The sequence below is a fragment of the Nonomuraea sp. NPDC050404 genome, from assembly GCF_040655495.1.
In the GTDB taxonomy this organism is placed as follows: domain Bacteria; phylum Actinomycetota; class Actinomycetes; order Streptosporangiales; family Streptosporangiaceae; genus Nonomuraea.
This window is the reverse complement of sequence record NZ_JBFAKB010000007.1, coordinates 260,406-285,471: the sequence shown is the minus strand read 5'-3', so window position 1 is coordinate 285,471 and position 25,066 is coordinate 260,406. Positions and strand designations below refer to the sequence as shown.

The window sequence follows — 25,066 nt, the reverse complement described above, 5'->3', positions numbered from 1 at the left end:
CGCCCAACGGCTTTGCATAACGCTAAGGTCACAAACCTATCGAGTGCTCGGTTTTCTGGTGAACACTGTGCTCGTGGACTTCGACGAACTGATCTCCCGGCTCGACCTCCCCACCAAGATCCGGCTGCTCACGGGCGCCGACATGTGGTCACTGCCACCGCTGCCCGAGATCGGGCTCGAACGGCTCGTGATGAGCGACGGGCCCATCGGCGTACGCGGTGAGCAGTGGACCTCCGCCGACCCCTCCATCGCCCTGCCGAGCCCCACGGCGCTGGCCGCGACCTGGGACGTGGAGCTCGTCAGGCGGGCCGGCCTGCTGCTGGCCCAGGAGGCGCGGCGCAAGGGCGTGCACGTGCTGCTCGCGCCCACGCTCAACCTGCACCGCTCCCCGCTGGGCGGGCGGCACTTCGAGTGCCTGTCGGAGGATCCGTACCTGACGGGCGAGATCGGCGCCGCCTATGTCGAAGGGGTGCAGGAGGGCGGGGTCGCGACCACGCCCAAGCACTTCGTGGCCAACGACTTCGAGACCGACCGATTCACCGTGGACGTGCGGGTGAGTGAGCGGACGTTGCGGGAGATGTACCTGCGGCCGTTCGAGCGGGTGGTCGAGGCGGGGGCCTGGGGGCTGATGACGGCGTACAACTCCGTCAACGGCACCACCATGACCGAGCACTCCGAGCTGGTGAACGGGGTGCTGAAGGATGAGTGGGGGTTCGACGGGTTCGTGGTGTCCGACTGGACGGCGGTGCGCTCGACCGAGGCCGCCGCGCTGGGCGGCACCGACGTGGCCATGCCTGGTCCTTCTGGGCCGTGGGGGGAACGGCTGGAGGCGGCCGTACGGGAGGGGCGGGTGCCGGAGTCGGCCGTGGACGACCGGATCCGCCGCATCCTGCGCCTGGCCGAGCGCGTCGGCGCCCTGCGCGCGGCGGACGAGCACCGCGCCGGCCGCCATGACGCCCCGCACGCCACTGATCGGCCGCAGGACACCGGGGCGATCGATGGTGCCGGGCTGGCGCGGGAGGTCGCCGCGCGGGCGTTCACGCTGCTGACCAACGACGGCGTGCTGCCGCTGCGGCCCGGCGCGACCGTCGCGCTCATCGGTGCCGCCGCCCGGGAGGCGCGCGTGATGGGCGGCGGCAGCGCGCAGGTCTTCCCCGATCACGTGGTTTCCCCTCTGGCCGGCCTGTCGGGGCGGGCCGAGGTCAGGTACGCGGTCGGCACCGACCCCCGTATCCGCCTGTCCCCCTTGCCAGGCCCCGTCACGGCCGAGTTCATGGACGCGGCCGGCGAGGTGTTGTCGGAGCAGCCGCTGGCCACCGGCGAGGCGCGCTGGCTCGGGCAACTGCCGCCCGGCGTGGACGGGGAACGGCTGGCGATGGTCCGGCTGCGGGCGGCGTACACGGCGGAGGTGTCGGGCGGCCACGAGCTGTCGGTGATGGGCGTGGGCGCGTTCACGCTCAGCGTGAACGGCGACGCCGTCCTGGACGAGACCATCGGCCTGGACGGCGAGGACCCGGCCGCCGCGTTCCTGTCGCCGCCGGAGCGGCGCGTCGGCGTGGCGATGACGGCGGGAGAGACGTACGAGCTGACGCTGACGCACCCGGCGGGGACGTTCGGCGGCATGGTGTTCGTGTCCTTCACCCTCGGCCACGCCGACCCGGCGCCCGGCCAGGACGAGCTCATGGCCGAGGCCGTGCGGGTGGCGGCCGGATGTGACGTGGCGGTGGTCGTGGCCGCGACCACGCCGGAGGTGGAGAGCGAGGGCTTCGACCGTGCGGACCTGCGACTGCCCGGCCGGCAGGACGAGCTGATCAGCGCGGTGGCCGCGGCCAACCCCCGTACGGTGGTCGTGGTCAACGCGGGCTCGCCGGTCGAGATGCCGTGGCTGGCGGAGGTGGCGGCGGTGCTGCTGACCTGGTTCCCCGGGCAGGAGGCCGGGGCGGCGCTGGCCGACGTGCTGTCCGGGGACGCCGAGCCGGGTGGGCGGCTGCCCACCACCTGGCCGCGGCGGCTGTCGGACGCGCCGGTGACGACCGTGACGCCGGTGGACGGCCGGGTGGCCTACGACGAGGGCGTGCACATCGGCTATCCCGCGTGGCGGCGCTCCGGCGGGGAGCCCGCGTTCTGGTTCGGGCACGGTCTCGGGTACACCACCTGGTCCTACGACTCGATCGCGGCCGAGGGCACCAGCGTCACCGTGGCCGTCACCAACACCGGTGAGCGGCCGGGTCGGGAGGTCGTGCAGATCTACGCCGGGCCGCGCGGCGAGCTGGCCGGATTCGACGTGGTGGAGGCCGGGCCCGGGGAGACGGTGCTCTCCACCGTGTTCCTGTCCGAGCGGGCCTTCCAGGTGTGGGATGGTGGGTGGCGCACGGTCGAGGGCGAGCATCTGGTACGCGCGGGCCGCAGCGCGGCCGATCTCCGGCTGTCGGCTTCGGTGAAGATCTAGTCACAGGGAGAAAACGGCGGGCCCGCGTTTTCCACACTGCACCAGTTGGTTTGTATCCTTCGGAGCATGGCAAAGTCCGAAGACCAAGAGAAGCCGGGGCGCATCAAGCAGCTCCGCATGATCGCGCAGATCATCAAGCAGGCCAATCCCAAGGGAATGCCGATCGTCTTCCTCTCGGCGGTGGGCACGCTGGCTGTGGTGGTCGTGATCGGTCTGGTCACGGACTACCTGTGGTATTCGGTGTTCATCGGCATCCTGGCCGCCTTCACCGTCGGTCTGGTGGTGTTCGGGCAGCTCGCGCAGCGGGCCCAGTACTCGATCCTGCACGGCCAGACCGGCGCGGCGGCGGCCGTGCTGCAGGGCATGCGTGGCAACTGGCAGGTCACCCCGGCCATCGCGGTCAACCGTGACCAGGACGTCGTGCACCTCGTGGTCGGTTATCCCGGCGTCGTGCTGGTGGCCGAGGGGCCGGGCAACCGGGTGGCGAAGATGCTGACGGCCGAGAAGAAGCGGATCGCGCGGGTGGTGCTGGGCGTCGAGATCTATGACGTCCAGTGCGGCGACGGCGAGGGGCAGGTGCCGCTGGGCAAGCTGCAGCGCCACCTGATGAAGCTGCCGCGCAACCTGAAGAAGCCCTCGGTCAGCGAGGTCAAGGACCGGCTGCGCTCGCTGCCGCGCAACATGCCGATGCCCAAGGGCCCGATGCCCAAGGGCGCCCGCATGCCGCGCGGCCCCAAGATGCGCTAGTGCGGCCGTTGTTCGCTTCCCCGCAAACGCCGCCGGAACCGAAACCGCCGGCTTTCCCGCGAACGCCGGAACCGAAAACGCCGGAACCGAAAATGCCGGCCTCATCGCCGGCGCCGGTGACGTCGGCTTCCTCGCGGGCCAATCGTGGCTGGTGGGACGGCAACGCCGACGACTACCAGGTCGAGCACGGCGCTTTCCTGCGCGACGAAGGGTTCGTGTGGGGTCCCGAGGGCCTCGACGAGGCGGACGCGCGCCTGCTCGGCCCGGTGAGCGGGCGGCGCGTGCTGGAGATCGGCTGCGGCGCCGCCCAGTGCGGGCGGTGGCTGGTACGCCAGGGGGCCGAGGTGGCGGCGTTCGACATCTCCCACCGCCAGTTGCGCCACTCCCGGCGCATCGATCTGGAAGTGGGCGTGGACGTCCCCGTGGTGCAGGCCGACGCCGAGGCGCTGCCGTTCGCCGGCGGCAGTTTCGACGTGGCCTGCTCCGCGTACGGGGCGCTGCCGTTCGTGGCCGACCCCCTGGCCGTCTTCCGCGAGGTGGGCAGGGTGTTGCGGCCGGGCGGGCGGTTCGTGTTCTCGGTGAGCCATCCGATCCGGTGGGCCTTCCCCGACGATCCCGGGCCGCGCGGGCTGACCTCCGACCGGTCCTATTTCGACCGGTCACCGTACGAGGAGCGCGACGAGCACGGCACCCTGACCTACGTCGAGCACCACCGCACGATGGCCGACTGGATCAACCTGCTGGCCGCCTCCGGCCTGACGATCACCGCTCTGACGGAGCCGGAGTGGCCCGAGGGGCACGAGGGGGTGTGGGCCGGCTGGAGCCCGCTGCGCGGCCGCCACCTGCCCGGCACGGCCATCTTCAGCTGCGCGCGTACCTAAAGCGCCTACCTAAAGCGCCTCCCTAGAGCGCGTATCTGGCGGCCATGGCGTGGAAGAGCTCCCTGGGCTCCCACCGCGTCTCGTCCAGCATGCTGACGACGCCGTACGAACCCAGGTCGTCGTTCTCGCGCAGCCGCGTGTACCCGGCGAAGGTGAACCACAGCGCCGTCTCGACGCCCTCCCGCTCGAAGACGTCGAGCAGTTCGGTGAAGTAGCGCACCTGCTCGCCCTGGTCGGGCACCGCGCCCGCGGGCACCTCCCAGGCCATGCCGCCCCGCTCCCCCGCCCCCGTGTACGGGCAGGTGCCGAACTCGGTGACCGCGACCGGCTTGCCGTGCTTGAAGTGGCCGCGCAGTTCCTCGACGAAGGTGTCCTTGTTGTACGCCGCCCGGTACGCGTCCGTCCCCACCAGGTCGAACGGGCTCCAGTCGATGAACTCCCACGGGCCCGCGGCGTAGGTGACCCGGCCGCCGAACCGCGCCCTGGCGACCTCCGCGGCCTCGGCGAGGAAGCCGTTGAACCGCTCCATCACCGAAGTGAGCGAGGTCCACTGCTCCATGGTGGCCGACCCCATCCATGCCAGGCGGTCGCCGTAGGTCTCGCCGGGCAGGTAGCCGGGGCAGAAGGCGCTGGTCTCGCAGCCGGTGACGAGCACCACCTCGGCGCCGCCGCGGCGCAGCGACTCGGCGCGCTCCGCGCAGTCGGCGTACAACGAAAGGATCTCGGCGGCGGGGACGTCCACCGGGAACGGCGCGAACCAGACCTCCAGGCCCGCCGCGGCGGCGTGCCCGGCGGCCACGCTCAGCCGCTCCGGGTCGCGGCCGGAGACGCGGACGACCTGGCAGTGCAGTTCGTCGGCGATGACCCGCATCTCGCGGGCGACAGTGCCGGTGTCGAACGCCTTGCGTGAGATGTCGCCGCCCGGCAGGAAGCCGGTGTCGTAGTTGATGCCCTTTTTCATAGCTCAACCGCCTCGATTGATGAGAAGCCGTGTTCGAGGAGGTCGAAGGCCAGCTCGACCTCCTCGTCCAGGAGCCGTCCCGCCTCCTCCAGCGGCACTCCCGTGGAGAGCCGCTGGAAGAACGCCTCCTGCAGGGTGGTGATGGCGGCGGTGATCTGCGCGGCCATGAGCGTCGCGGCCGGCCCGGCCCCCGCTTCGGCGAGCGCGGCGGCCAACTCGTAGCGCTGGCCCATGTTCGCCTGGTATACGCCCGCCAGCAGGGCGGGGCTCGACGAGATCACCCGGACCCTGGTCAGCAGGCCCTCGACGTCGATCTCGCCGGTGCCCCGGGCGGCCATGCCCCGGTAGTGCGCGCGAAGGGCGCCGAGCGGCGTCTGCCCGGCCGCGCGGCCGGCCACGACCGCGGCCGTGTCGTCCTTGACCGCGTCGAGGACCAGGCAGTCCTTGCCCGGGAAGTAGTTGAACAGGGTGACCTTGGCGACCCCGGCCGCCTCGGCGATCTCGTTGACGGTCACCGCGTCGTACCCGCGCTCGTCGAACAGCCGCAGCGCGACCTCGGAGATGCGCTGCCGGGTCTGTTCCTTCTTGCTCTCCCTGAGCCCCGCCATCATCATGCGGACAGCATAAACCGAACCGGGTACATTTTTAAACCCGGTACGGTTTTCACATGCGGACGACCATGGTGTTGGACGCGCGGTCGTGGATCCCCCGGTGGTCGCGATCCCAGATCACGGCCGGCACGACCAGGGCCAGCAGCACCGTACGCACCGCGACGGGCAGCAGCCGCGGGTCACCCCCGTCCATCGCGGCGACCCTGACCCCCATGAGCCGGTGCCCGAACGTCTGCCCCAGCCATCCGACCAGCAGCAGGTACTGCAGCGCGAAGACCAGCACCGGCGCCCACGGCGACTGGGCCGGGCTCATCCCGAGCAGCAACTGCACGACCACCCACGTGCAGATCATCCAGTCGATGACGAGCGCGCCGATCCTGCGTCCCCAGCCCGCGATCGAGCCGCCACCCTCCTCGGGCAGCCCCAGGCGCTCACCCGGGTAACCGAGATCGACCCCGGCCGATCGCACCCCGCCCAGCCACGTCTGCGTCCATCTGGGCTGCTGCTGCTTGCCGCTCATACCTCCAAAGGTATCCGCCCCTGGAGCCGGTCCGGATTGTGACCCAACCGCGTCACGGACCGGCCATGATGTACGCCATGCCACACGGGGATGACCTTGACCAGCGTTTCGAGAAGCTGGTCTCACAGATCGACGCCGAGGAACAGCGCAGGATGCGGGCGTCGGCCAAGAAGAGCGCCAAACAGGCCCCAGGCGCAGGTGGCGCCGAGGACTTACGCCGGGACGCCTGGCGTGCCGAGTGGGAGGCCCCAGAGCCGGAGCCCCGGCGCGGAGGGGGACGGAACTGGGCCGCGATCCTCGGCGGCGCCCTGGCGGTGCTCACGGCGGCGGCCCTCGTCCTGACGATCCGCCCCGGCCTGCTCACCCCTTCCGGGGCGGTGCCAGAGGAGACGATGCCGGTGGCGGGGTCTGCCCTGGAGGACGGGGCGGCGCCCGAGGCGCCGACGCCCGAGCGGCCGTTCGCGGGCTCCCCGGCCGAGAAGTGGGCCGAGAACGCGGCCGGGCTGGTCATGCCCGAGGCCAAGGCGGTCGGCGGCCTGTCGAAGAAGGACGTGGCCAAGGCGCTGGAGCGCACGCGCGACCTGCTGGCCGCCTCCGAGTTCGACCACAAGACGCTCATGGGCGGCAGGCCGACGGCGTTCATCGGGCTGCTTCCCGCCGAGGAGCGGTCGTGGTTCGTGAAGAACCTCGACAAGGGCAAGGGCTCCGAGGACACCCGCCTGTGGGTGGCGAGCCTCGCGCCCAAGACCGCCGAGCGGGTCGGCGACGTGGTCAAGGTGCGCGGCACGACGAAGGTGTCGCCCTGGAAGGAGGACGGGCGCACCGGCGCGAAGCTGGACACTAAGTACATCGTCGTGCACGCCATCCAGCGGCCAGGTCAGCCGCACACGGTGACGCGGCTCGTCACACGCCAGACCGGGACGCTGCACGTCTACCGCGAGGACGGGAAGCTGGTCGTCTGGGTCTATGAGTGGGGCAGGAGCTCGACGCCGGTCCGGTGCGACGTGGATGACAGTTACATCCACCCGATGTACGACGATTCCGTGCCGGACGAGGAGGGCGCGACAGGTCCGCCCATGGACCCGTACGAGCTGGACGGACAGGAACCCGAGGGCGAATGCGCCGCATCCGAGGCAACCTGAACAGCGCCCGACACGCCCCGCGCGCAACCTCACCCCGCGTAACACGTGCGAAACAATCGAGACACCATACGGAAACGGCCAAGCCCTAGCGTCGCCATGATGGCCAGTCCCCAGGGAGGTTCGAGAGTGTTCAACTCCGCCGACGACGTCCTGAAGTTCATCAGTGACGAAGGGGTGCAGTTCGTCGATGTCAGGTTCACCGACCTGCCGGGGACGACGCACCACTTCACCTTCCCGGTTGAGAACTTCAGCGCGAGCGTCTTCACCGACGGACTCATGTTCGACGGCTCGTCCATTCGTGGCTTCCAGGCGATCCACGAGTCCGACATGCTCCTGCTGCCCGACCCGACGAGCGCCGTGCTGGACCCGTTCCGCCAGCACAAGACGCTGAATCTGAACTTCTTCGTGCACGACCCGCTGACGGGCGAGGCCTACAGCCGCGACCCGCGCAACGTCGCACGCAAGGCGGAGGAATTCCTCAAGGGCACGGGCATCGCCGACACGGTGTACTTCGGCCCCGAGGCCGAGTTCTACATCTTCGACGACGTTCGCTTCGAGACGAAGCAGAACGCCGGCTACTACTACATCGACTCCATCGAGGGCGCCTGGAACACCGGCAAGTCCACCGAGGGCGGCAACCTGGGCTACAAGCCGCGCTACAAGGGCGGCTACTTCCCGGTCCCGCCGATGGACCACTTCACCGACCTGCGCTCGGAGATGGTGCGCAACCTCATCGAGTGCGGCATCGAGGTCGAGATGCAGCACCACGAGGTCGGCACGGCCGGTCAGGCGGAGATCGACTTCAAGTTCGGCACGCTGCTCAAGACCGCCGACCAGCTGATGCTGTACAAGTACATCATCAAGAGCACGGCCCTCGAGTACGGCCACACGGTCACGTTCATGCCCAAGCCGATCTTCGGTGACAACGGCTCCGGCATGCACTGCCACCAGTCGCTGTGGAAGGACGGCTCGCCGCTGTTCTACGACGAGGTCGGCTACGCGGGCCTGTCGGACACGGCCCGCTACTACATCGGCGGCCTGCTCAAGCACGCGCCCTCGCTGCTGGCCTTCACCAACCCGACGGTCAACTCCTACCACCGTCTGGTGCCCGGCTACGAGGCCCCGGTCAACCTGGTCTACTCGCAGCGCAACCGCTCGGCCTGCGTGCGCATCCCGATCACGGGCTCCAACCCGAAGGCCAAGCGCATCGAGTTCCGCGTGCCCGACCCGTCGTGCAACCCGTACTTCGCGTTCGCGGCGATGCTGATGGCCGGCATCGACGGCATCCGCAACAAGATCGAGCCGCCGGAGCCGGTCGACAAGGACCTCTACGAGCTCCCGCCGGAGGAGGCCCGCAACATCCCGCAGGTGCCCGGCTCGCTCACCGACGTGCTCAACGCGCTTGAGGCCGACCACGACTACCTGCTCGAAGGCGGCGTGTTCACGCCCGACCTGATCGAGACGTGGATCGCGTACAAGCGGGAGAACGAGGTCGACCCGATCCGGCTGCGCCCGCACCCGCACGAGTTCGAGCTGTATTACGATGTGTGATTGATCGATCACATTCAGCGAAAGGGTCGCCGGCTTCTCTGGGCCGGTGGCCCTTTCGCGTTTCCGGCCCGCCATGGCGGCGATACAGGGCGATCCGGTCGTTGTGGCCCAGCCAGCGGACATTGACGGGGCTGACGGCCTCCAGGCGCCAATGTCGCCGCAGTTCATCGAAGAACGCGTCGTCCGCGCACAGACCGCCACGGGGCTCGCCCACGTAGATGAGGGTGTCGCCCGCGTACTCCGACAGCGCGGCGATCGCCATGGGGTCCCGGTGGGGCGGCCACACCAGCATCAACGTCCGGTCCGGATGCGCCCGCACGGCCTCGGTGGCGGACATGAGCCGGACGTCGGCGTACTGGAAGCCCCGGGTGAATGCGTTGGCGGTCGCGCCGGCCGCGTCGGTGGCCACCACGTCCATGCCCGCCCGTGACATCTGCCGCGCCCAGTAGCCCGACCCGGCGCCCACCTCCACCAGAGGCACGCCATCGGTGACCTCACCGATCCACCGCAGTGCCGACCGAGTGACGATCGCCCAGCTGTAGACGGCGGAGAGTTCGCTTCTGCGCAACATCGACGGTGCCGCCGGGTGGCCGGAAGGCAGGTGGTCTAGGAGGTCGATCGCGGCGGAATCCGCGGCTCGCAGGGCCGGATACCACAGCAGGGGGACCATCTGCGGATTGTCGGCGCAGTAGTCGAGGTCCTGTTCGGGCAGGAGGTCGCCGAGGGCCCGGAAGGGGTGGTCCCAGCCGGGAAAGTACAGGAGCGGGTCCGCCGCCCACAGGTTCCGCAGATCAGCGGAGAGGGTGACCAATCGCTCGATCAGGGAGGACGGGGTGGCGGCTTCGGCCCGGTGGCCCGTGCTCGGCCCCATCGAGGACACACCCCGCCCCTCACCGGTCATCGGAACTAGATGACGATGTGCGCGACAGTCGCGAGGCCGTCCTCGGCGGGCGCCACGTTGATCTTCCCGTGCGCGACGACCGTGATGCCCTCATCGTCCCGGCCCTCTGCCGTGGTGATCGAGGCGGCCGGAGCCGCGCTGACGAGGGCGGCGACCGCGGCGGCGACAATGGCTGAGTTTCGCGTGGTTTCGTTCACGGGAAAGATCATAGTTTCGAGGTTATTCGGCGATCATTGACTTGGATTTTCTTCGAACCTTTCGAACGGATGTGACATGATCTGTCCCTTCCCGATCACCCGCAGAGGGCTCCTCAAGCTCGGCGCGGGAGCAGCCGCCACCGCCGCTCTGTTACCCGCCGGGGCCGCGTCCGCCACCGAGGGGCGCTTCCAGCTCACGGCCCCCTCGACCTCGCTGATCTGGCGGAAGGCGCTGTACAACGGCACCGTCCTGCAGTCGTTCGCCATCGACAACGCGCACGGCCACATCTACACGGTCCAGGTCAGGAGCGGCTCGGGTTCGGACGCGGCCGGAAACCTGTGCCTGACCAAGCTGAGCCTGTCCGGCGCGATCCTCGGCCACATGTACCTCATGGGGTTCGGCCACGGCGTGCAGATCGGCGTCGAGCCGTCGGGGTCGGCCGCGTACCTGTGGACGGAGACCGACGGGGTCCCCAACGAGGACAACAGCTCACGGGGCACCAGGTTGTGCCGCTTCAAGTTCGTCAACGGCCAGACGTTGAACGCCTCTTCGGCGGCGCTCACCAAGTACTCGCCCGTCGCGGGGGCCACCAACACGACGTGCACGATCGACCCGTCCACCAATCGGCTGGTCATGCGCTACCACGGTGGCACTTCGTTCAGGTTCGCGGTGTTCACGCTGGCGTCGGTCAAGGCGGGCGCGCCCGAACTGCTGCACGACATCGCCCAGCCCGGCGGCCTGGGGACCTTCCAGGGGTACGCGGCCTACGGCGACTTCGTCTACATCCTGACCGGCAACTCCTACGACGACAGCCCGCCGCCGGGCAACACGTACATCACCTGCCTGGACCTGCGCAGCGGCGAGCAGGTGCAGCGGGCGCGCAGCGTGGCGGGCAAGTCGCTGGACTTCCGGGAGCCGGAGGGCATGGGCATCCAGATCGTCTCCGGGGCTCCGCGGTTGTGCCTGGGCCTGGCCTCGGAGCGGGGGCCGCGCCTGGCCAGCATCTTCTACAAGAGCGAACTGATCTGACGGCGGCCCCGCTCTCATCTGCCCGCGAGCCGGACACCGCCCAGCCACACCCCCGCGATGTCCAGGGTGGCGTCGATGTTCGTGGTCGGGTCGCCGTTCACCAGGAGCAGGTCGGCCCGGAGGCCGGGGGCGATCCTGCCCCGGTCGGTCAGGCCGAAGCGATCGGCCGGGGCGCTCGTGGCGGCGGTGAGGGCCTCCCGTGGGGTGAGGCCGGCCGCAGCGCCGAGGGTGCGCCGGAACTGGCGGCGGGCCTGCGGGACAAGCAGGCCATGATGGAGGGCTGGAAGCGGGGGCTGATGGAACTGCTCGCGGGGGCGCGGCTGCGCGAAGGGGTGCGGGTGGAGGCCGCCGCCCTGGCGATCATGATGTCCGTGAACGGCACCGCCGCCACCTGGCTGGCCTGCCCCGGGCTGTTCTCCCCCGCCGACCAGGCCGAGTCCCTCGCCGACACCGTCCTGTACGGCCTCACCGCGCCCTAGACCTCACGCCCCGGTGAACTCGAATCGGGGCGCGGCGGGGGTCAGGATCGCCGACTTCGGGGCGATGGGCCACAGGGCGTTCAGCTCGCCGGTGAGCGCGGTCATGAGGGACTCCACGTCCTTGGCCGCCGTCTCGTGCAGCGCCTCCGCCACGATCAGCACGTTCGCCGTCGTGTCGCGCACGGCCGACAGCCCGCTCTGGCGGTTGGTCCAGCGGCGGGCGTGCGCCCGGCCCTCGGCGTCGGCGAAGACGACCTCCCCCGCCGGCGGGTGCTCGGTCTCGCCGGCGAAGGTCAGGTACGTCTCGTCGCCCGCGGCGTGCCTGACCTCGACGTACGAGCTGATCCGGGAGACGTCGAAGACGGCGATGGGGACGGCGTAGGCGATCGAGACCGCGTTGCACAGGTCGATCAGAGGGTGCAGGCGCGGAAGCGAGCCCTCTTTCCTGAAGCGGCGCAGCAGGGCCTCCGACGCGCACCTGTACTGCGTCGGCTTGAGCCCCATCTTCGCGAAGGTGCGCCGCCACGCCTGGATCTCCGGCAGTTCGCTCTCCGCAGCGGTCGCGAGCCTGGCGGCGGCCGTCTCGCCGTACGCGGCGATCGCGGCGCCGGGGTCGGCGTCCGGGGTGATGCCCTCGGCGTAGAGTGCCCCGGGAACGAGCTCGGGGAAATCGCGCCAGATGTCGCCGGAATGCTGGAAATACATGGATGACTCGCTCCGCGAGAGGCCGCCGGGTTTCCTGCGAAGCCTATCGGGCCGGTGAAGTCGATGAACTCCCCGCTCCGGCGGCACAGCGGACGCGGCCGAGGGGTCAGAGCACGCGGCTGAGGAACGCCTTCGTGCGCGGGCTGCTCGGGTTGTCCAGCACCTCGGCGGGCGTGCCGGTCTCCACGACCACGCCCTCGTCCATGAACACCACCCGATCGGCCACCTCCCGCGCGAACCCGATCTCGTGGGTCACCACGATCATGGTGAGCCCGTCCTCGGCCAGGCCCTTCATGGTGGCCAGCACCTCGCCGACGAGTTCGGGGTCCAGGGCGCTGGTCGGCTCGTCGAACAGCATGAGCTTGGGCCGCATGGCCAGCGCCCGCGCGATCGCGACCCGCTGCTGCTGCCCGCCGGACAACTGCCGGGGATAGCCGGTCGCCTTGTCCTCCAGGCCGACGCGGCGCAGCAGGGCGTACGCGCGTTCCCTGGCCTGCTCGCGCGGCTCGCCGCGGACGCCGACGGGCGCCTCGATGACGTTCCGCAGCACGGTCATGTGCGGGAAGAGGTTGAACTGCTGGAAGACCATGCCGATCTCCCTGCGCTGGCGGGTGATCGCGTTCTTGCGCAGGTGCCGGACCTTGCCGCCGGACGTCTCGAAGCCGATCAGCTCGCCGTCCACGTGGATCGAGCCGCCGTCGATCGTCTCCAGGTGGTTCACGCAGCGCAGGAACGTCGACTTGCCCGAGCCGGACGGGCCGAGGACGACCACGACCTCGCCCGGCGCGACGTCCAGGTCGATGCCCTTGAGCACCTCCAGGTGGCCGAAGTGTTTGCGTACGGCGCGGGCGCGCACCATGGGGACGGTCATGACTTCACCTCCGAGCGGCGGCGGAAGGCCGCGAACGCCCAGAAGCTCTGCGGGGCGTTCCTGGTGGCGCCGCGGGCGTAGTGGCGTTCGATGAACGACTGGCCGACGTACAGGATCGAGGTGATCACCAGGTACCAGATACACGCGACGATCAGCAGCGGAATGGTCTGGAAGGTGCGGTTGTAGATGGACTGCACCGTGTAGAGCAGGTCGGCCAGCGCGATCACGCTGACCAGGGAGGTGGCCTTCAGCATGCTGATGACCTGGCTCCCGGTGGGCGGGATGATGAAGCGCATCGCCTGGGGCAGCACGATGCGGCGGAAGGCGCGGCCGTTGCTCATGCCCAGGGCGGAGGCGGCCTCGGTCTGCCCGGGGTCCACCGACATGAGGCCGCCGCGGATGATCTCCGCCATGTACGCGCCCTCGTTCAGCCCGAGCCCGAGGATGGCGGCCAGCAGCGGCGTGATGAGCACGTTGGTGTCGGCGGTGACGAATTCCGGCCCGAACGGGATGCCGAAGGAGATCTCCGGCAGCAGGTACGACAGGTTGTACCAGAGCACGAGCTGCACCAGCACCGGCGTACCACGGAAGAACCAGACGTAGAGCCCGCAGGCGGCCCGCGCCACCGGGTTCTCCGAGAGCCGGCCGATGGCCAGCAACACGCCCAGCGCGACGCCCACGGCCATGGCGATCACCGTGAGCAGCAGCGTGGTGAAGATGCCCTGGCCGATGAGCTGGGCGTTGACGTAGCTGCCGACCACGTCCCACTGGAAGTTGGGGTTGGTGACGAGCAGGCTGACGAGCTGGGCGGCCAGCACGAGCAGCACGGCGGAGGCGACCCAGCGCATCGGGTGCCGGGTACGGGCCGCGCCCGCCACATCGATCTCGGGGGGTGCGCCGCTCATGACTTCGCCAGATTCACGCCGGCCCGCTCCAGCTGGTTGTCGGCGGTGCCCCACTTGGCCATGATCTTGCCGTAGGTGCCGTTGTCGATGAGCTTCTGGATGCCGTCCTTGAGCACGTCACGCAGCGGCGAGTCCTTGGCCACGACGGCCCCCTGGTAGAGGTCGTCGAACCCGTTGGCCTGCCCCTTTCCGGCCAGCTCCAGCTTCCCGCCGGCCTGCTGCACGAAGTAGGTGAGCGGCGCCTGTGAGGAGAAGAAGGCGTTGGCCCGGCCCGAGCTGACCGCCAGCACGGAGGTGGGCTGATCCTTGTACGACTGCACCTCGATCTTCTGCTTGCCCTCCTTGACGCACGCGGCGGACTGGCCCTTGATCACCGCCTCGGCGGAGCCGCCGGCCATGACCGAGATCTTCAGCCCGCACGTGTCCGCGACCGAGCCGATCTTGTCCGGGTTGCCCTTCGGCACCGCGAAGACGACGAACTCCTTGACCCAGTCGACGAAGTCGTTGGCCTTCTGCCGGTCGGTGAAGTCGCCCACGGGCCCGATGGCGAAGTCGTAGCGGCCGGAGGCGATGCCGGTCAGCGAGCTGGGCAGGCCGTCCACGGTGACGTGCTCGATCTTGACGCCGAGCACCTGGGCGAGCGCCTCGGACATGTCGGCGGCGGCGCCGGTCAGCGACCTGCCGTCGGGGCCGGCGATCTCGTACGGCGGGAACGAGCCGTTGTTGACCGAGATCAGCCTGCCGGACTCCTTCGCCTTGGCGGGCAGCCGGTCGTACAGGGCCTGGTCCTTGGTCTGGGCGGCGGCGGAGGCCTGGGCCGTGGGCTCCAGCACGCCCTCGGCCTCCGGCGGGTTGGCACCGCAGCCGGCCACCAGCAGCACGGCGGCGGCCAGCAGCGCGATCGGTTCTTTAGGCATGTGGCTCCAATCGAGGGTCCACGGCGAATCGCCGGTTCTCGAGGACGGGCAGCGTACGGCGGGCGGCGGCGAGCTCGTCGGCCGAGACGTCGGCCCACAGCAGCCCCGGCGCGTCGCCCAGGCGGGCCCTGGTGATGCCGAGCGGATCGACGACCATGCTGGCCCCGATGTTGCGGCGGCCGCACTCGCCGGAGGCGGCCACATAGCAGGTGTTCTCCAGGGCGCGGGCGGTGACCATGACCTCCCAGTGCCACTCCTTGGCGGGCCCGCGCACCCAGGCGGCGGGCAGCGCGAGCACCTGCGCGCCCTGGTCGGCCAGCAGCCTGGCCATCTCGGGGAAGCGCACGTCGTAGCAGGTCATCACGCCGACCTTCCAGCCGGCGCAGTCGAAGACGACGGGCGCGTTCGTGCCGGGGACGACGTTGTCGGACTCGCGCTTGCCGAAGGCGTCGTACAGGTGCAGCTTGACGTAGGTGGCGACGATCTCCCCGTCCCTGGCCGCGACCAGCACGTTGGAGACACGGCCGTCATCGGAGGGCACGTGCACGCCGGCGACCACGGTGGTGGCCGAGCCGCGCGTGCGCTCGACCAGCCCGCTGACGAAGGGCCCGTCCAGCGGCTGGGCAGCCTCGCGGATGCGTACGGGCTCGTCCACGAAGAGCGCGAGCGCCCCTTCCGGCAGGACGAGCAGGTCCGCCTGTCCCGCCACGGCCCCGTCAATGAGCTCCTCGCAGGTCTTGAGGTTGGCGGTCCAGTCCTCTGACGAGGCGAACTGCCCCACAGCGATCCTCATACGGTGAAGACCTCCTCGGCTTCGATGCGGCGGTTAGAGATCCCCTGGGCGTGCAGTTCCTCGCAGAAGGCGGCGACCATGGGGGCGTTCTGGGCGGTGCCGTACGGCATCCAGTCCTGGCCGAACGTGCGGGCCGTCTCGGTCAGGTCGGCCAGCAACCACGGCGTGGTGTCGGCGAGCAGCCGCCGGCGTGCCAGCCAGTGGCGCTTGGCGCGGTCGAACAGATCCCGCACCGCGCCGGGCAGCTCCGGGTGTCGTTCGACGGTCTCGCGTTTGAGCGTGATGAGGTGGATGCCGGGCACGAAGCCGGTCTGCTGGTAGTAGGCCAGCTCGGCGGCGCGGTGGTCGGGCAGCAGGTGGCGGAAGCGGCCGGCGGGGGTGAAGAACTCCTCCGGCATGAACGGCGTCATGATCGCGTCGTAGCGGCCGTCCGCGAGCCCTTCGGCCAGGCCGTCCTCGGTCAGGCCGACGTTGTCGGGGAACGGCACGGGCCCGACCCGGTCCTTGCCGGTCTCCCCGGCGACCAGCGGGCCGACCGTCCACTCGATGCCCTTGATGTCCACTCCGGCGTTCCGCAGCAGCGCGCGGGTCCAGGTGTTGCCCGAGTCGGGCCAGCCGGTGAGCCCTATGCGGGCGCCTTTAAGCTCCTCCAGCGAGGTCAGGCCGCTGTCGCGGCGGACCAGGACGCAGCGGTGCCGGAAGCCGCGCATCACGAAGACGGGCAGGCCCACGAGGCGGTCGTCGCCGGCGGCGCGGCCGAGCACGTACCGGCTGAAGGAGGTCTCTCCCCCGTCGATGTGCGGTTCGCTGAGCACGTCGGGCGTGACGGCGCGCGAGTCGATCTCCAGCTCGAACCCCTCGGGCCGCACGACCCCGGTCACGACCGGCACGAGGTGGTCCCAGTCCCGCACCGCAAGACGGACTTTCGGCACAAATCCCCCAACAAGCAGCAGTTGCCGTTTAATTGCGAGAAACCATATGTTCAGGCATGTAAGCAACACAAGGAGATCTTTGTTGCTGAACAAAGATTTACAGGGGGACAAAGTGGACGCCGCATGGCTGGCGCAGCAGATCGCCGACCCGAGCGCGCGCGGAATCGCCGCCTCCCTGACCGATCTGATCAGAGAGGGCACGATCACCGCGCAGACGCGCCTGCCGACGGTCCGCGGCCTGGCCAGAGAGCTCGGAGTCAGCTCGGGAACGGTCGCAGAAGCCTGGGCCGAGCTGCGCAAACACGGAATGATCAGAACCGAGCGACGCCGCGGCACCGTCGTGCTCGGCCCGCCCGACGTGCCCAGGCCCATCCGGTACGAGCGCCTCGGCCAGTGGGGCGACCGCCTGGCCATCGACCTGACCATCATCCGCCCCGACCCGGCGCTGCTGCCGCCCCTGGAGGCGGCACTGACCTCGGCGGCCCGTGCGGAAGGACTCAACGACTACGCCCGCGCGACGATCACGCCCGGCCTGCGCGCCGCCGTCGAGCCGGACTGGCCCTTCCCGGCGCGCGGCTGGCTGGCGGTCGGCGGCGGCTACGAGGGCGTGCAGCTCCTGTGCCAGACCGCGGCCCTGCCCGGCGACAGGATCGCGATCGAGGAGCCGACGGGGGCGCGGCTGCTGGACATCCTGGAGCGGGTCGGCGTGCAGATCATCCCGGTCGCCTGCGACGAGCAGGGACCCACTCCCGCCTCGCTGGCCAAGGCGCTGCGGGCCAGGCCCGTGGCGTTCGTGTACCAGCCGCGCGGCCAGTCGCCGTGCGGCCACGTGGTGACCCCTGAACGTTCTGCGGAGCTGGCGGCGTTGCTGGAGCCGGCCAACACGCTCATCGTCGAGGACGACGGCATCGGCGAGTTGTCGGTCTCGCCCATGGTGAGCATGGGTACGCGCTTTCCCGACCGTACGGTGCTGGTCAGGTCCTACTCCAAGTCACACGGCCCCGACCTGCGCATCGCGGTCATCGGCGGCGCGGCCGACGCGGTGGAGCGGGTCCGCGTGCTGCGCAGCTTCGGCACCGGCTGGACCAGCAGGATTCTCCAGGACACGCTGGCCCACCTGCTGGCCGACGCCGGGGTGCGCGAAGGCGTCGCCCACGCCCGCACGGTCTACGCGCGCCGCCGCGCGCGGCTGGCCGCGGAGCTGGCGGCGCGCGGCGTGCACACGGGCGGCAGCGATGGCCTGGTGCTCTGGGTGCCGGTACGCGACGAGCCCGCCGCCCTGGTCACCCTGGCCGCGCACGGCATCTCCGTCGCACCGGGCAGCCGGTACGTGGTCGGCCCCGCGCCCCGGCACCACCTGCGGCTGGCCACCACCCGCCTCACCGACGACCGGGACGAGCTGGCCTCACTCGCCGACGTGATCGCCCTGGCCGCCCTGGGCGGCACCCGGCTCAGCCCCTCAACCTGATCAGGGCTCGGCCTGATCAAGGCTCGGTTCAGCGCCGCGACTTGATCCCGGTGATGCGGCGGAACACGTCCCACCAGAACGGCGCCCCGAACAGCAGCGCCACGTACGTCAGCAGGAACCCCGGCCAGTGGCTCGGCGTGCTCACCCGGTCCCACCACATGGGGAAGTTCCCCTGCACGCTGGGCTCCCCCTCTGCCGGGATCGACACGCTGACCATCGCCTGCCCCATGATCTTGACCAGGGCGGGCTCGCTCAGCACCTCGGTCACGCACGGCACCGGATCGCCGCCCGTACACTGCGCCTTGAGCTCGTTGTAGGCGTCGGGACCCGCCTCGGCCACCGCCGCCACCGAGGCCCGGTAGGCGTTGTCGCGCAGCAGCGTCTTGGCGTACTCCAGCCCGTCCATCGAGAACAGCAGCGTCACCACCACGCCCAGCACGGCCAGCACCCACTTGACGTAGCGCTTGTACAACATCGACAGGCGCTTCATCTCCCCGTCGAACCAGGTCTCCACCCCCTTCCTGAACCGGTCGAGGTCGCCCTGCGCGCTGTCCCACACGCCCTTGAGAGCGCCGTACAGCGGGCTGTCGATCCTGCGCAGGTTCTCCAGGAACTTGGTGATGTCGCCGTTCTCCATGGCCGCCAGCTCCATCACGGCCACCGCGAACCGCTCGGGCGGGATGTCGGCGATGCTGGTCCTGCCCCGCTTGGCGTGGTCGATCTCCCGTACCCGCTCGTAGAGCAGGTTCATCATGGAGTCGCCGGTGCGTGTCTCGGGCATCTCGCCGAGTTTGGCGGGCGCCGGCCGGTCGCTGTGCGCCGGCCGCGGGTCGCGGCCGAAGGGCAGCGCCAGCAGCACGCCACGGACGCTGGCGGGCAGCCAGGAGGGCGACTTGTCCCCGACCCCGTCCAGGGTGTCCCTGAGGTAGGCCCACAGGAACTTGCTGCGGATGGACAACACCCGCACGAACGCCTCGTTGAGCCCGCTCACCAGCAGCGACAGCAGCAGGAACGCCACCACCAGGCCGAGCGCCAGATCCACGTATACGGATAACACCGGGCCTTGATACACCCACCGCCCGTGTCGGCGCAATGACGCACGGCATCAGGCGCCGTAGAAGACCCGATCCACCACCCTGCGGGCCCTGCGAGTCACCCTGCGGTAGTCGTCGAGGAAGTCCTCGGAGCCGTCCGGCGGATAGCCGAGCGTCTGCGCGATCAGCTTGCGCTCCCCCGAGTCGGCCGGCACGCTGTCCCCCGGCCGCCCCTTGACCAGCATGATCGCGTCCCTGACCCGCGAGGCGAACCGCCACGCCTCGGCCAGCACCACCTCGTCGGCCGGGTCCAGCAGTTCCTCGACCACGGCCGCGCGCAGGGCCTGCAGCGTACGGGTGGTGCGCAGCGACGGCCGCGTACCGGCGTAGCGCAGTTGCAGCAGCTGGGCCACCCACTCCACGTCGGACAGCCCGCCGGGGCCGAGCTTGGTGTGCAGGGCGGGGTCGGCGCCGCGCGGCAGACGCTCGGCCTCCATCCGGGCCTTGAGCCGCCTGATCTCCCTGACCGCGTCGTCGGGCAGCCCGTCCTGCGGGTAGCGCAGCTCGTCGATCATGGCGGTGAACGCCGCCCCCAGCTCGGCGTCCCCGGCCGAGAACCGGGCCCGCAGCAGCGCCTGCGCCTCCCACGGCGACGACCAGCGCGAGTAGTAGGCGCGGTAGGAGGCCAGCGTGCGCACCAGCGGCCCCTGGCGGCCCTCGGGGCGCAGGTCGGGGTCGATGGGCAGGGGCGGGTCGGGGGCGGGCAGCGACAGCAGCCTGCGCAGCTCGTTGGCCACGGCGAAGGCGGCGTCGGTGGCCTCGCGCTCCCCGACCCCCGGCAGCGGCGAGTGCACGAACATGACGTCGGCGTCGCTGGCGTAGGAGCACTCCAGGCCGCCGAGCCGGCCCATGGCGATGATCGCGAAGGAGGTGACGTCGGCGGCCTTGGCGAGGGCGGCGTCCAGGGCGGCCTGCAGGGTCACGTCGTTGAGCCGCGACAGGGCGGTCCCGACGGCCTCGATGTCGATGAGTCCCGAGATGTCGGCCACCGCCGTGCGGAACAACTCCTTGCGCCGCAGCGCCCGTACGGCGGCTACTGCGGTCTGCGGGTCGCCCGCGTGCCTGGACACCGCGGCCGACGCCTCACCGAGCAGCGCCTGCGGCGGGCGCACGGCCAGCTCGGCGTCCGAGCCCAGCATGGCGACCGCGTCGGGCGCGTGCATGAGCAGGCCGGTGGCGTAGCGGCTGGTGCCCAGCACGCGCGCCATCCTGGCGGCCACGGCGGTCTCGTCGCGCAGCAGCCGCAGGTACCACGGCGTGCTGCCCAGCTTGTCGCTGACCTGCCGGAAGCCGAGCAGCGCCGCGTCCGGGTCGGGCGTGTCGGCGAACCAGCCGAGCATGACGGGCAGCAGCGTGCGCTGGATCGCGGCCCGCCTGGACACGCCGGTGGACAGGTTGGCGATGTGCCGCAGCGCGCCGCGCGGATCGACGTAGCCGAGCGCCTCCAGCCGGGCCGCGGCGGCCGTGGTGGACAGCCGCGCCTCCGACTCCGGCAGCCGCGCCACGGCCTGCAGCAGCGGCCGGTAGAACAGCTTCTCGTGCAGCCGCCGCGCCTCCATGGCGTGCCGCCGCCACCTGGCGGTGAACTCCCCCACCGGGTCGGCCTGCATGCCCAGCGCCCGGCCCAGCCGGCGCAGGTCGGCCTCCTCGGTGGGCACGATGTGGGTGCGCCGCAGCCGGTGCAGTTGCAGCAGGTGCTCCACCCGGCGCAGGAACGTGTACGCCTCCGCCAGCCCCCGCGAGTCGTCGCGCCCCACGTACCCGCCCCGCGAGAGCGCGGCCAGGGCGGGCAGGGTGGCCCTGCGGCGCAGCAGCGGATCGAGCCTGCCGTGCACGAGTTGCAGCAACTGCACCGCGAACTCGATGTCGCGCAGCCCGCCCGGCCCCAGCTTGAGCTGCCGCTCGCCCTCGGCGCGCACGTGGGCCTCGACCCGGCGGCGCATGGCCTGCACGTCCTCGACGAAGTGCTCACGGGTGGCGGCCGACCACACCATCTCGTTGACCGCCTCGACGTAGGCCGCGCCCAGCTCCAGGTCGCCCGCCACGGGCCTGGCCTTGAGCAGCGCCTGGAACTCCCACGTCTTGGCCCAGCGCCGGTAGTAGGCCAGGTGGCTGGCGAGCGTGCGCACCAGCGGCCCGGAGCGGCCCTCCGGCCGCAGCCCGGCGTCCACCTCCCACAACGAGCCCTCGGAGGTGGTCGTGGTGCAGGCCCGCATCATGGCCTGGGCCAGCCGGGTGGCCGTGCGCAGCGCCTTGTCCTCGTCGGCGCCCTCACGCGGCTCGGCGACGAAGATCACGTCCACGTCGCTGATGTAGTTGAGCTCCCTGGCGCCGCACTTGCCCATGCCGACGACCGCCAGGCGTACCCCGTCGGAGCCGGTCTCGGCGCGTGCGATCGCCAGCGCGGCCTCCAGCGCGGCGCCGGCCAGGTCGGACAGCTCGGAGGTGACCTCCTGCAGCGTGGCCTGGCCGGTGAGATCCCGCGCGGCCAGGTGCGCCAGCCTGCCCCGGTAGGCCACCCGCAGGTCCACCAGCGCGCCGTTGCCTGCCCTCGCGCGCGGCTCGCCGTCCTCCGGGTCGGCGCCCACCGCGCGCAGCAGCCCGGCCCTGGCCTCGCCCAGGTCCGGCTCGGCCAGGAGCGCCACCTGGGCGGGATGGCGTACGAGGTGCTCGCCGAGTGCGTCGCTCACCCCGAGCACGGCCAGGAGCCTGCCCCTGAGCCCCTCGTCGTCGCGCAGGGTGTCCAGGACGGCGGGCTCGCGCTCGATCAGGCGGGTCAGGGAGGTCAGCGCCAGGTCCGGGTCCGCCACGTCCACCAGGGAGTCCAGGATGTCCTCCACCCCCGGCCCGGACTGATGGACGAGCTGAGCGGCCCTGGCGCCGTCGGCGAAGCCGAGCTTGGCGAGTCTCGCCGCGGTGGATTCGATCCTGGGCACCCCTCCATCTTGGCAGTTCCTTCCCGGAGGGCCAGGCGCGGGCGGCCGTTTCCGATCACTCGCGGGCGCGGACGGCGGTTCTGACCACGCCGACCGGTGCTCAGGCGGCCGTTCTGACCACGCCGACCGGTGCTCAGGCGGCCGTTCTCACCGCGCCGGCCGGTGCTCAGGCGCGGGCGGCCGTTCTCACCACTCCTGCGAACGCCCGCGCCACCGGGCGCCAGGTCGCCACGAGCGTGTTCTCGGCGGCCTTGACCCCGGCGTTGAGGTCCTCGGCCGCCTCCAGACCCGACTCCGCCGTCCACGAGGCGAAGATCTCCGGCGTGGCCTCGGGGTGGAACTGCACGGCCCAGGCGGCCTCTCCCAGGCGGTAGGCCTGGTTCGGGTACTGGGCGCCGGTCATCAGCGGCACCGCCCCGTCGGGCAGCCGCGTCATGGCGTCCTGGTGGTACTGCACGGCCACGGACGTCCCGACCCCCGACAGCAGCGGGTCCGAGGCGGCGGCCGGTAGCGGCACCACCTCGCAGGCTCCGATCTCCAGCCCGTTCGCGCCGCGCTCCACCGTGCCGCCGCAGGCCATCGTCAGCAGTTGCGCCCCCAGGCAGATCGCCAGCGTCGGGACCGCGTCATCGACGGCGACGCGCAGCAGGTCGCGGGTGGCGGGCTGCCAAGGGCTGCGTTCGTCCTCCCAGGCGGCCGCCGCGCCACCGAGCACGATCAGCCCGTCGGCCGGGCGGGCGGGGATCTCCTCCCCCAGGTACGGCCGGACGACCTCGCAGGCCACTCCCAGCCAGCCGGCCAGGTAACCGAGCCCGGCCTCGGCCTCGTGTTCGATGACGGTAATCCGCATATGCCCAAGTATCCGACATATGCGGACAAAGACTGCTTGGTGCTAACGGCGAAGGCCCCGAGCGCACGCCCGGGGCCTTCGCAGAAAGAGTCGTCTCAGCGTGGAGCGATCCACGTGGCGCGAGCGGCGGCCACCAGCGTGCCGTCCATCTCGTAGATGGCGCTCTGGCCGTACATCTTGCGGCCCTCGTCACCGGTCGGGCGGGCCACCACCGAGTAGCGCCCGCCGGGGTTCACGGGACGGTTGATCTGCACGACCAGGCGGCCGAGCAGGGCGCTCTCCCCCGGGGCAAAGTGGGCCCAGCCGGTGATGCAGTCGAGCACGGCGCCGACGATCGAGGCCGGCACGCCGTCCTCGCCGGCCACCGTGAACGGCACCCGCCAGCCGGCCGCCACGAGGTCGGAGCCGTCCACCGGGCCGGGGAAGATGCGCAGGCCGTCACCGGGCTCGCGCAGCCCGCAGGCGAAGCACTCGGCGAACGGGTGCGCCTTCAACCCGGCGAAACCGGCCTCGGCCCGTGCCGCGTCGTTGAACGGCACGAACCCGGGACCCTCCAGCTCCTCGGCCACGGGGATGGCCTCGACCAGCAACTGGTCGCCGTGCGAGAGGGAGACCGAGTTGGCGACGTGTTCCATCCGCAGCTCGGTCTCCAGCGGCGTGGGGGCGTGCAGCGTGACCTCGACGGCTGATCGACCGCCGTTCAGCGCCTCGGCCATGGTGCCCGCGATCCAGCCGCCGTTGGCGACGCCCACGGGACCACGGAAGCGCTCGGGAACGGTCAGTACGGTCTGCAGGGCAGCCGTCGTCATGCCACACCCTCCTATATCGCCACACCCGGCGAAACGTCCGGAAATATCATAAAGAGCAGGCCGATTTTACTGGACGCCCGGTTTACCTAGGATGCTGGGGGTCCGGTGGCCGCTCGGTATCACTCCATAACGCCTCGAAGCAGCCCGATACTTCCCGCCCCGGGTGCCATGGAGGTGACTCGGGGGTGAGAAGCAACGAAAATCGGCCCCACTCCGAAGTGCTCCGGGAGTGAGGCCGATCAAGGCGTCGGCGCTACCTTAACCGGGTTTCCCGCCTCCCGCGACCAATCCACCAATTCCCCCCGCTCCGGGGCGACGGCAGGAGGGCGCGGCGGGCGGTGATGGCGGGCGGTGATGGCGGGCGGTGATGGCGGGCGGTGATGGCGGGCGGTGATGGCGGGCGGTGATGGCGGGCGGTGACGGTGGGCACTGCCGCTCGGCTCCGCGCTGCAGCACACTGGGGCGCATGGACCGCCTGACCTCCTGGGAGCAGCGCACCAGCGTGGCGCTGCTCGTCATCGGCACCGGCTTCTTACTCGGCTGGGCGATCCCCGTCCTGGTCCCCGGCCTGCCCGCGCCGGCGCACGCCGTCTGCTGGTACCTCCAGGTCCTCTCCTGGGCCCTGTTCACCGCCGACTACCTGATCCGCCTTATCCTGGCCCCGCGCAAGCCGCGCTTCCTCCTGCGCAACATCCCCGCGCTCCTGGTCGTCGTCCTGCCGCTGCTGCGCCCGCTCTGGCTGCTGCGCGCGCTGCTCCTGCTGCACGTCGTCGCCGAACGCATCCAGCTCCCGCTGCGCCTGCGCGCCGTCGTGTACGTCAGCGGCACCGCAGTCTTCCTGGCCCTGGTCGGCAGCATCGCCGTCCTCGACGTGGAACGCCACGATCCCGACGGCAACATCAAGTCGATCGGCGACGCCCTGTGGTGGGCGCTGACCACGATGACCACGGTCGGGTACGGCGACCGCTTCCCCGTCACCGTCGAGGGCCGGGTGGTGGCCGCCGGGCTGATGCTGGCGGGCATCGCCCTGCTGGGCGTGGTGACGGCGGCCATCGCCTCCTGGTTCGTCGAGCGGTTCGAGCGCACGGCGGCCCTCGAACGGCGTACCGAGGCCGAACTGGCCCAGGTCGTCGCCGAGCTGACCGAACTACGCAAGGCGATGGCCGAGCTGACGGCCCGGCACGGCCCATAACTGCGGCACGGCCCGCAGACGGCGGCACGGCCGTGGGCGGCGGGCCGGACCAATGTGCGCGGATTCGCGCATCCTCGTAGAGGGTGGTAGCGCGCGGCCTATGCTGGCGCGACAGGGAAAGACAC

At 70.9% G+C, this 25,066-nt stretch carries 25 protein-coding genes; 9 read left to right on the top strand and 16 right to left on the bottom strand.

Features of this window, described 5'->3' with window-relative positions; genetic code table 11:
* Positions 1–142 precede the first annotated feature (142 nt).
* The 3 genes from AB0I81_RS21465 to AB0I81_RS21455 all read left to right on the top strand — a co-directional run bounded on the left by AB0I81_RS21465 (position 143) and on the right by AB0I81_RS21455 (position 4,077).
* A complete protein-coding gene (locus AB0I81_RS21465; protein ID WP_360659796.1) occupies positions 143–2,449 on the top strand; it encodes a glycoside hydrolase family 3 C-terminal domain-containing protein in 2,307 nt (768 codons plus the stop codon).
* A gap of 66 nt (positions 2,450–2,515) precedes the next feature.
* The gene (locus tag AB0I81_RS21460; RefSeq protein ID WP_360659135.1) at positions 2,516–3,196 is read left to right on the top strand and encodes a DUF4191 domain-containing protein; all 681 of its coding nucleotides are present in this window, start codon (positions 2,516–2,518) and stop codon (positions 3,194–3,196) included.
* Positions 3,197–3,288: 92 nt separating this feature from the next.
* Positions 3,289–4,077, top strand: a complete 789-nt coding sequence (locus AB0I81_RS21455) for a class I SAM-dependent methyltransferase (RefSeq protein WP_360659133.1) — start codon at positions 3,289–3,291, stop codon at positions 4,075–4,077.
* Positions 4,078–4,099: 22 nt separating this feature from the next.
* On the opposite strand, the gene AB0I81_RS21450 is transcribed toward AB0I81_RS21455, so the two are convergent.
* Genes AB0I81_RS21450 through AB0I81_RS21440 form a run of 3 tightly spaced genes read right to left on the bottom strand, consistent with a single transcriptional unit; the run spans position 4,100 to position 6,169 of the window.
* On the bottom strand, positions 4,100–5,038 hold the full coding sequence (locus AB0I81_RS21450) for a hypothetical protein (protein ID WP_360659131.1): 939 nt from the start codon (positions 5,036–5,038) through the stop codon (positions 4,100–4,102).
* Entirely contained in the window at positions 5,035–5,652 is a 618-nt protein-coding gene (locus AB0I81_RS21445) for a helix-turn-helix domain-containing protein (RefSeq protein WP_360659130.1), read from the bottom strand. Before AB0I81_RS21445 ends, AB0I81_RS21450 begins: the two co-directional genes overlap by 4 nt.
* A gap of 49 nt (positions 5,653–5,701) precedes the next feature.
* Positions 5,702–6,169, bottom strand: coding sequence for an RDD family protein (locus AB0I81_RS21440; protein ID WP_360659128.1), 468 nt, complete (start codon positions 6,167–6,169; stop codon positions 5,702–5,704).
* Positions 6,170–6,246: 77 nt separating this feature from the next.
* Between AB0I81_RS21440 and AB0I81_RS21435 the strand changes: the two genes are divergently transcribed.
* Positions 6,247–7,311 carry a hypothetical protein gene (locus AB0I81_RS21435; RefSeq protein WP_360659126.1) on the top strand — a complete coding sequence of 355 codons (1,065 nt, stop codon included), beginning with the start codon at positions 6,247–6,249 and terminating at the stop codon, positions 7,309–7,311.
* 126 nt (positions 7,312–7,437) lie between these two features.
* The gene (glnA, locus tag AB0I81_RS21430) at positions 7,438–8,862 is read left to right on the top strand and encodes a type I glutamate--ammonia ligase (RefSeq protein ID WP_360659124.1); all 1,425 of its coding nucleotides are present in this window, start codon (positions 7,438–7,440) and stop codon (positions 8,860–8,862) included.
* Here glnA and AB0I81_RS21425 read toward each other — a convergent pair.
* On the bottom strand, positions 8,753–9,763 hold the full coding sequence (locus tag AB0I81_RS21425; RefSeq protein ID WP_360659122.1) for a hypothetical protein: 1,011 nt from the start codon (positions 9,761–9,763) through the stop codon (positions 8,753–8,755). The genes glnA and AB0I81_RS21425 overlap by 110 nt on opposite strands.
* Before the next feature lie 5 nt (positions 9,764–9,768).
* Positions 9,769–9,960, bottom strand: a complete 192-nt coding sequence (locus tag AB0I81_RS21420; RefSeq protein ID WP_360659120.1) for a hypothetical protein — start codon at positions 9,958–9,960, stop codon at positions 9,769–9,771.
* Positions 9,961–10,036: 76 nt separating this feature from the next.
* On the opposite strand from AB0I81_RS21420, the gene AB0I81_RS21415 reads away from it, so the two are divergent.
* Positions 10,037–10,990: a teichoic acid biosynthesis protein C gene (locus AB0I81_RS21415; protein WP_360659118.1), complete on the top strand. Its 954-nt coding sequence runs from the start codon at positions 10,037–10,039 to the stop codon at positions 10,988–10,990.
* Positions 10,991–11,004: 14 nt separating this feature from the next.
* On the opposite strand, the gene AB0I81_RS21410 is transcribed toward AB0I81_RS21415, so the two are convergent.
* Positions 11,005–11,256: an amidohydrolase family protein gene (locus AB0I81_RS21410; RefSeq protein WP_360659794.1), complete on the bottom strand. Its 252-nt coding sequence runs from the start codon at positions 11,254–11,256 to the stop codon at positions 11,005–11,007.
* 3 nt (positions 11,257–11,259) lie between these two features.
* Between AB0I81_RS21410 and AB0I81_RS21405 the strand changes: the two genes are divergently transcribed.
* On the top strand, positions 11,260–11,469 hold the full coding sequence (locus tag AB0I81_RS21405; RefSeq protein ID WP_360659117.1) for a hypothetical protein: 210 nt from the start codon (positions 11,260–11,262) through the stop codon (positions 11,467–11,469).
* 3 nt (positions 11,470–11,472) lie between these two features.
* Here the strand turns inward: AB0I81_RS21405 and AB0I81_RS21400 are convergent, their stop codons facing one another.
* The 6 genes from AB0I81_RS21400 to AB0I81_RS21375 all read right to left on the bottom strand — a co-directional run bounded on the left by AB0I81_RS21400 (position 11,473) and on the right by AB0I81_RS21375 (position 16,571).
* Positions 11,473–12,174: a phenylalanine--tRNA ligase beta subunit-related protein gene (locus AB0I81_RS21400; RefSeq protein ID WP_360659115.1), complete on the bottom strand. Its 702-nt coding sequence runs from the start codon at positions 12,172–12,174 to the stop codon at positions 11,473–11,475.
* A 106-nt stretch (positions 12,175–12,280) separates the two neighbouring features.
* A complete protein-coding gene (locus AB0I81_RS21395) occupies positions 12,281–13,045 on the bottom strand; it encodes an amino acid ABC transporter ATP-binding protein (RefSeq protein WP_360659113.1) in 765 nt (254 codons plus the stop codon).
* Entirely contained in the window at positions 13,042–13,950 is a 909-nt protein-coding gene (locus AB0I81_RS21390; RefSeq protein WP_360659111.1) for an amino acid ABC transporter permease, read from the bottom strand. Before AB0I81_RS21390 ends, AB0I81_RS21395 begins: the two co-directional genes overlap by 4 nt.
* Positions 13,947–14,867 (bottom strand): ABC transporter substrate-binding protein, encoded by a 921-nt coding sequence (locus tag AB0I81_RS21385; protein WP_360659109.1) that lies wholly within the window; start codon positions 14,865–14,867, stop codon positions 13,947–13,949. The genes AB0I81_RS21390 and AB0I81_RS21385 overlap by 4 nt, the downstream gene beginning before the upstream one ends.
* Positions 14,860–15,660 carry a deaminated glutathione amidase gene (locus AB0I81_RS21380; protein ID WP_360659107.1) on the bottom strand — a complete coding sequence of 267 codons (801 nt, stop codon included), beginning with the start codon at positions 15,658–15,660 and terminating at the stop codon, positions 14,860–14,862. Before AB0I81_RS21380 ends, AB0I81_RS21385 begins: the two co-directional genes overlap by 8 nt.
* Complete coding sequence (locus AB0I81_RS21375) at positions 15,657–16,571, bottom strand: hypothetical protein (RefSeq protein ID WP_360659105.1); 915 nt, start codon at positions 16,569–16,571, stop codon at positions 15,657–15,659. Before AB0I81_RS21375 ends, AB0I81_RS21380 begins: the two co-directional genes overlap by 4 nt.
* A gap of 133 nt (positions 16,572–16,704) precedes the next feature.
* Between AB0I81_RS21375 and AB0I81_RS21370 the strand changes: the two genes are divergently transcribed.
* Entirely contained in the window at positions 16,705–18,060 is a 1,356-nt protein-coding gene (locus tag AB0I81_RS21370; protein ID WP_360659103.1) for a PLP-dependent aminotransferase family protein, read from the top strand.
* A 28-nt stretch (positions 18,061–18,088) separates the two neighbouring features.
* Here AB0I81_RS21370 and AB0I81_RS21365 read toward each other — a convergent pair whose 3' ends face one another.
* From AB0I81_RS21365 to AB0I81_RS21350, 4 genes are all read right to left on the bottom strand, one after another.
* A complete protein-coding gene (locus tag AB0I81_RS21365; RefSeq protein ID WP_360659101.1) occupies positions 18,089–19,117 on the bottom strand; it encodes a hypothetical protein in 1,029 nt (342 codons plus the stop codon).
* A gap of 48 nt (positions 19,118–19,165) precedes the next feature.
* Positions 19,166–22,090: a bifunctional [glutamine synthetase] adenylyltransferase/[glutamine synthetase]-adenylyl-L-tyrosine phosphorylase gene (locus AB0I81_RS21360; RefSeq protein ID WP_360659099.1), complete on the bottom strand. Its 2,925-nt coding sequence runs from the start codon at positions 22,088–22,090 to the stop codon at positions 19,166–19,168.
* Positions 22,091–22,256: 166 nt separating this feature from the next.
* Positions 22,257–22,940 carry a type 1 glutamine amidotransferase gene (locus AB0I81_RS21355; protein WP_360659097.1) on the bottom strand — a complete coding sequence of 228 codons (684 nt, stop codon included), beginning with the start codon at positions 22,938–22,940 and terminating at the stop codon, positions 22,257–22,259.
* Between the two features lie 95 nt (positions 22,941–23,035).
* The gene (locus AB0I81_RS21350) at positions 23,036–23,749 is read right to left on the bottom strand and encodes a hypothetical protein (RefSeq protein WP_360659095.1); all 714 of its coding nucleotides are present in this window, start codon (positions 23,747–23,749) and stop codon (positions 23,036–23,038) included.
* Between the two features lie 466 nt (positions 23,750–24,215).
* Between AB0I81_RS21350 and AB0I81_RS21345 the strand changes: the two genes are divergently transcribed.
* On the top strand, positions 24,216–24,941 hold the full coding sequence (locus AB0I81_RS21345; RefSeq protein WP_360659093.1) for a potassium channel family protein: 726 nt from the start codon (positions 24,216–24,218) through the stop codon (positions 24,939–24,941).
* Positions 24,942–25,066 lie beyond the last annotated feature (125 nt).

Excerpts from the sequence above, each read along its gene's own strand:
- AB0I81_RS21465 (WP_360659796.1), top strand. The coding sequence starts at position 143 with ATGTGGTCACTGCCACCGCTGCCCGAGATCGGGCTCGAACGGCTCGTG.
- AB0I81_RS21460 (WP_360659135.1), top strand. The coding sequence starts at position 2,516 with ATGGCAAAGTCCGAAGACCAAGAGAAGCCGGGGCGCATCAAGCAGCTC.
- AB0I81_RS21455 (WP_360659133.1), top strand. The coding sequence starts at position 3,289 with ATGCCGGCCTCATCGCCGGCGCCGGTGACGTCGGCTTCCTCGCGGGCC.
- AB0I81_RS21450 (WP_360659131.1), bottom strand. The coding sequence starts at position 5,038 with ATGAAAAAGGGCATCAACTACGACACCGGCTTCCTGCCGGGCGGCGAC.
- AB0I81_RS21445 (WP_360659130.1), bottom strand. The coding sequence starts at position 5,652 with ATGATGATGGCGGGGCTCAGGGAGAGCAAGAAGGAACAGACCCGGCAG.
- AB0I81_RS21440 (WP_360659128.1), bottom strand. The coding sequence starts at position 6,169 with ATGAGCGGCAAGCAGCAGCAGCCCAGATGGACGCAGACGTGGCTGGGC.
- AB0I81_RS21435 (WP_360659126.1), top strand. The coding sequence starts at position 6,247 with ATGCCACACGGGGATGACCTTGACCAGCGTTTCGAGAAGCTGGTCTCA.
- AB0I81_RS21425 (WP_360659122.1), bottom strand. The coding sequence starts at position 9,763 with ATGACCGGTGAGGGGCGGGGTGTGTCCTCGATGGGGCCGAGCACGGGC.
- AB0I81_RS21415 (WP_360659118.1), top strand. The coding sequence starts at position 10,037 with ATGATCTGTCCCTTCCCGATCACCCGCAGAGGGCTCCTCAAGCTCGGC.
- AB0I81_RS21405 (WP_360659117.1), top strand. The coding sequence starts at position 11,260 with ATGATGGAGGGCTGGAAGCGGGGGCTGATGGAACTGCTCGCGGGGGCG.
- AB0I81_RS21400 (WP_360659115.1), bottom strand. The coding sequence starts at position 12,174 with ATGTATTTCCAGCATTCCGGCGACATCTGGCGCGATTTCCCCGAGCTC.
- AB0I81_RS21395 (WP_360659113.1), bottom strand. The coding sequence starts at position 13,045 with ATGACCGTCCCCATGGTGCGCGCCCGCGCCGTACGCAAACACTTCGGC.
- AB0I81_RS21390 (WP_360659111.1), bottom strand. The coding sequence starts at position 13,950 with ATGAGCGGCGCACCCCCCGAGATCGATGTGGCGGGCGCGGCCCGTACC.
- AB0I81_RS21385 (WP_360659109.1), bottom strand. The coding sequence starts at position 14,867 with ATGCCTAAAGAACCGATCGCGCTGCTGGCCGCCGCCGTGCTGCTGGTG.
- AB0I81_RS21380 (WP_360659107.1), bottom strand. The coding sequence starts at position 15,660 with ATGAGGATCGCTGTGGGGCAGTTCGCCTCGTCAGAGGACTGGACCGCC.
- AB0I81_RS21355 (WP_360659097.1), bottom strand. The coding sequence starts at position 22,940 with ATGCGGATTACCGTCATCGAACACGAGGCCGAGGCCGGGCTCGGTTAC.
- AB0I81_RS21350 (WP_360659095.1), bottom strand. The coding sequence starts at position 23,749 with ATGACGACGGCTGCCCTGCAGACCGTACTGACCGTTCCCGAGCGCTTC.
- AB0I81_RS21345 (WP_360659093.1), top strand. The coding sequence starts at position 24,216 with ATGGACCGCCTGACCTCCTGGGAGCAGCGCACCAGCGTGGCGCTGCTC.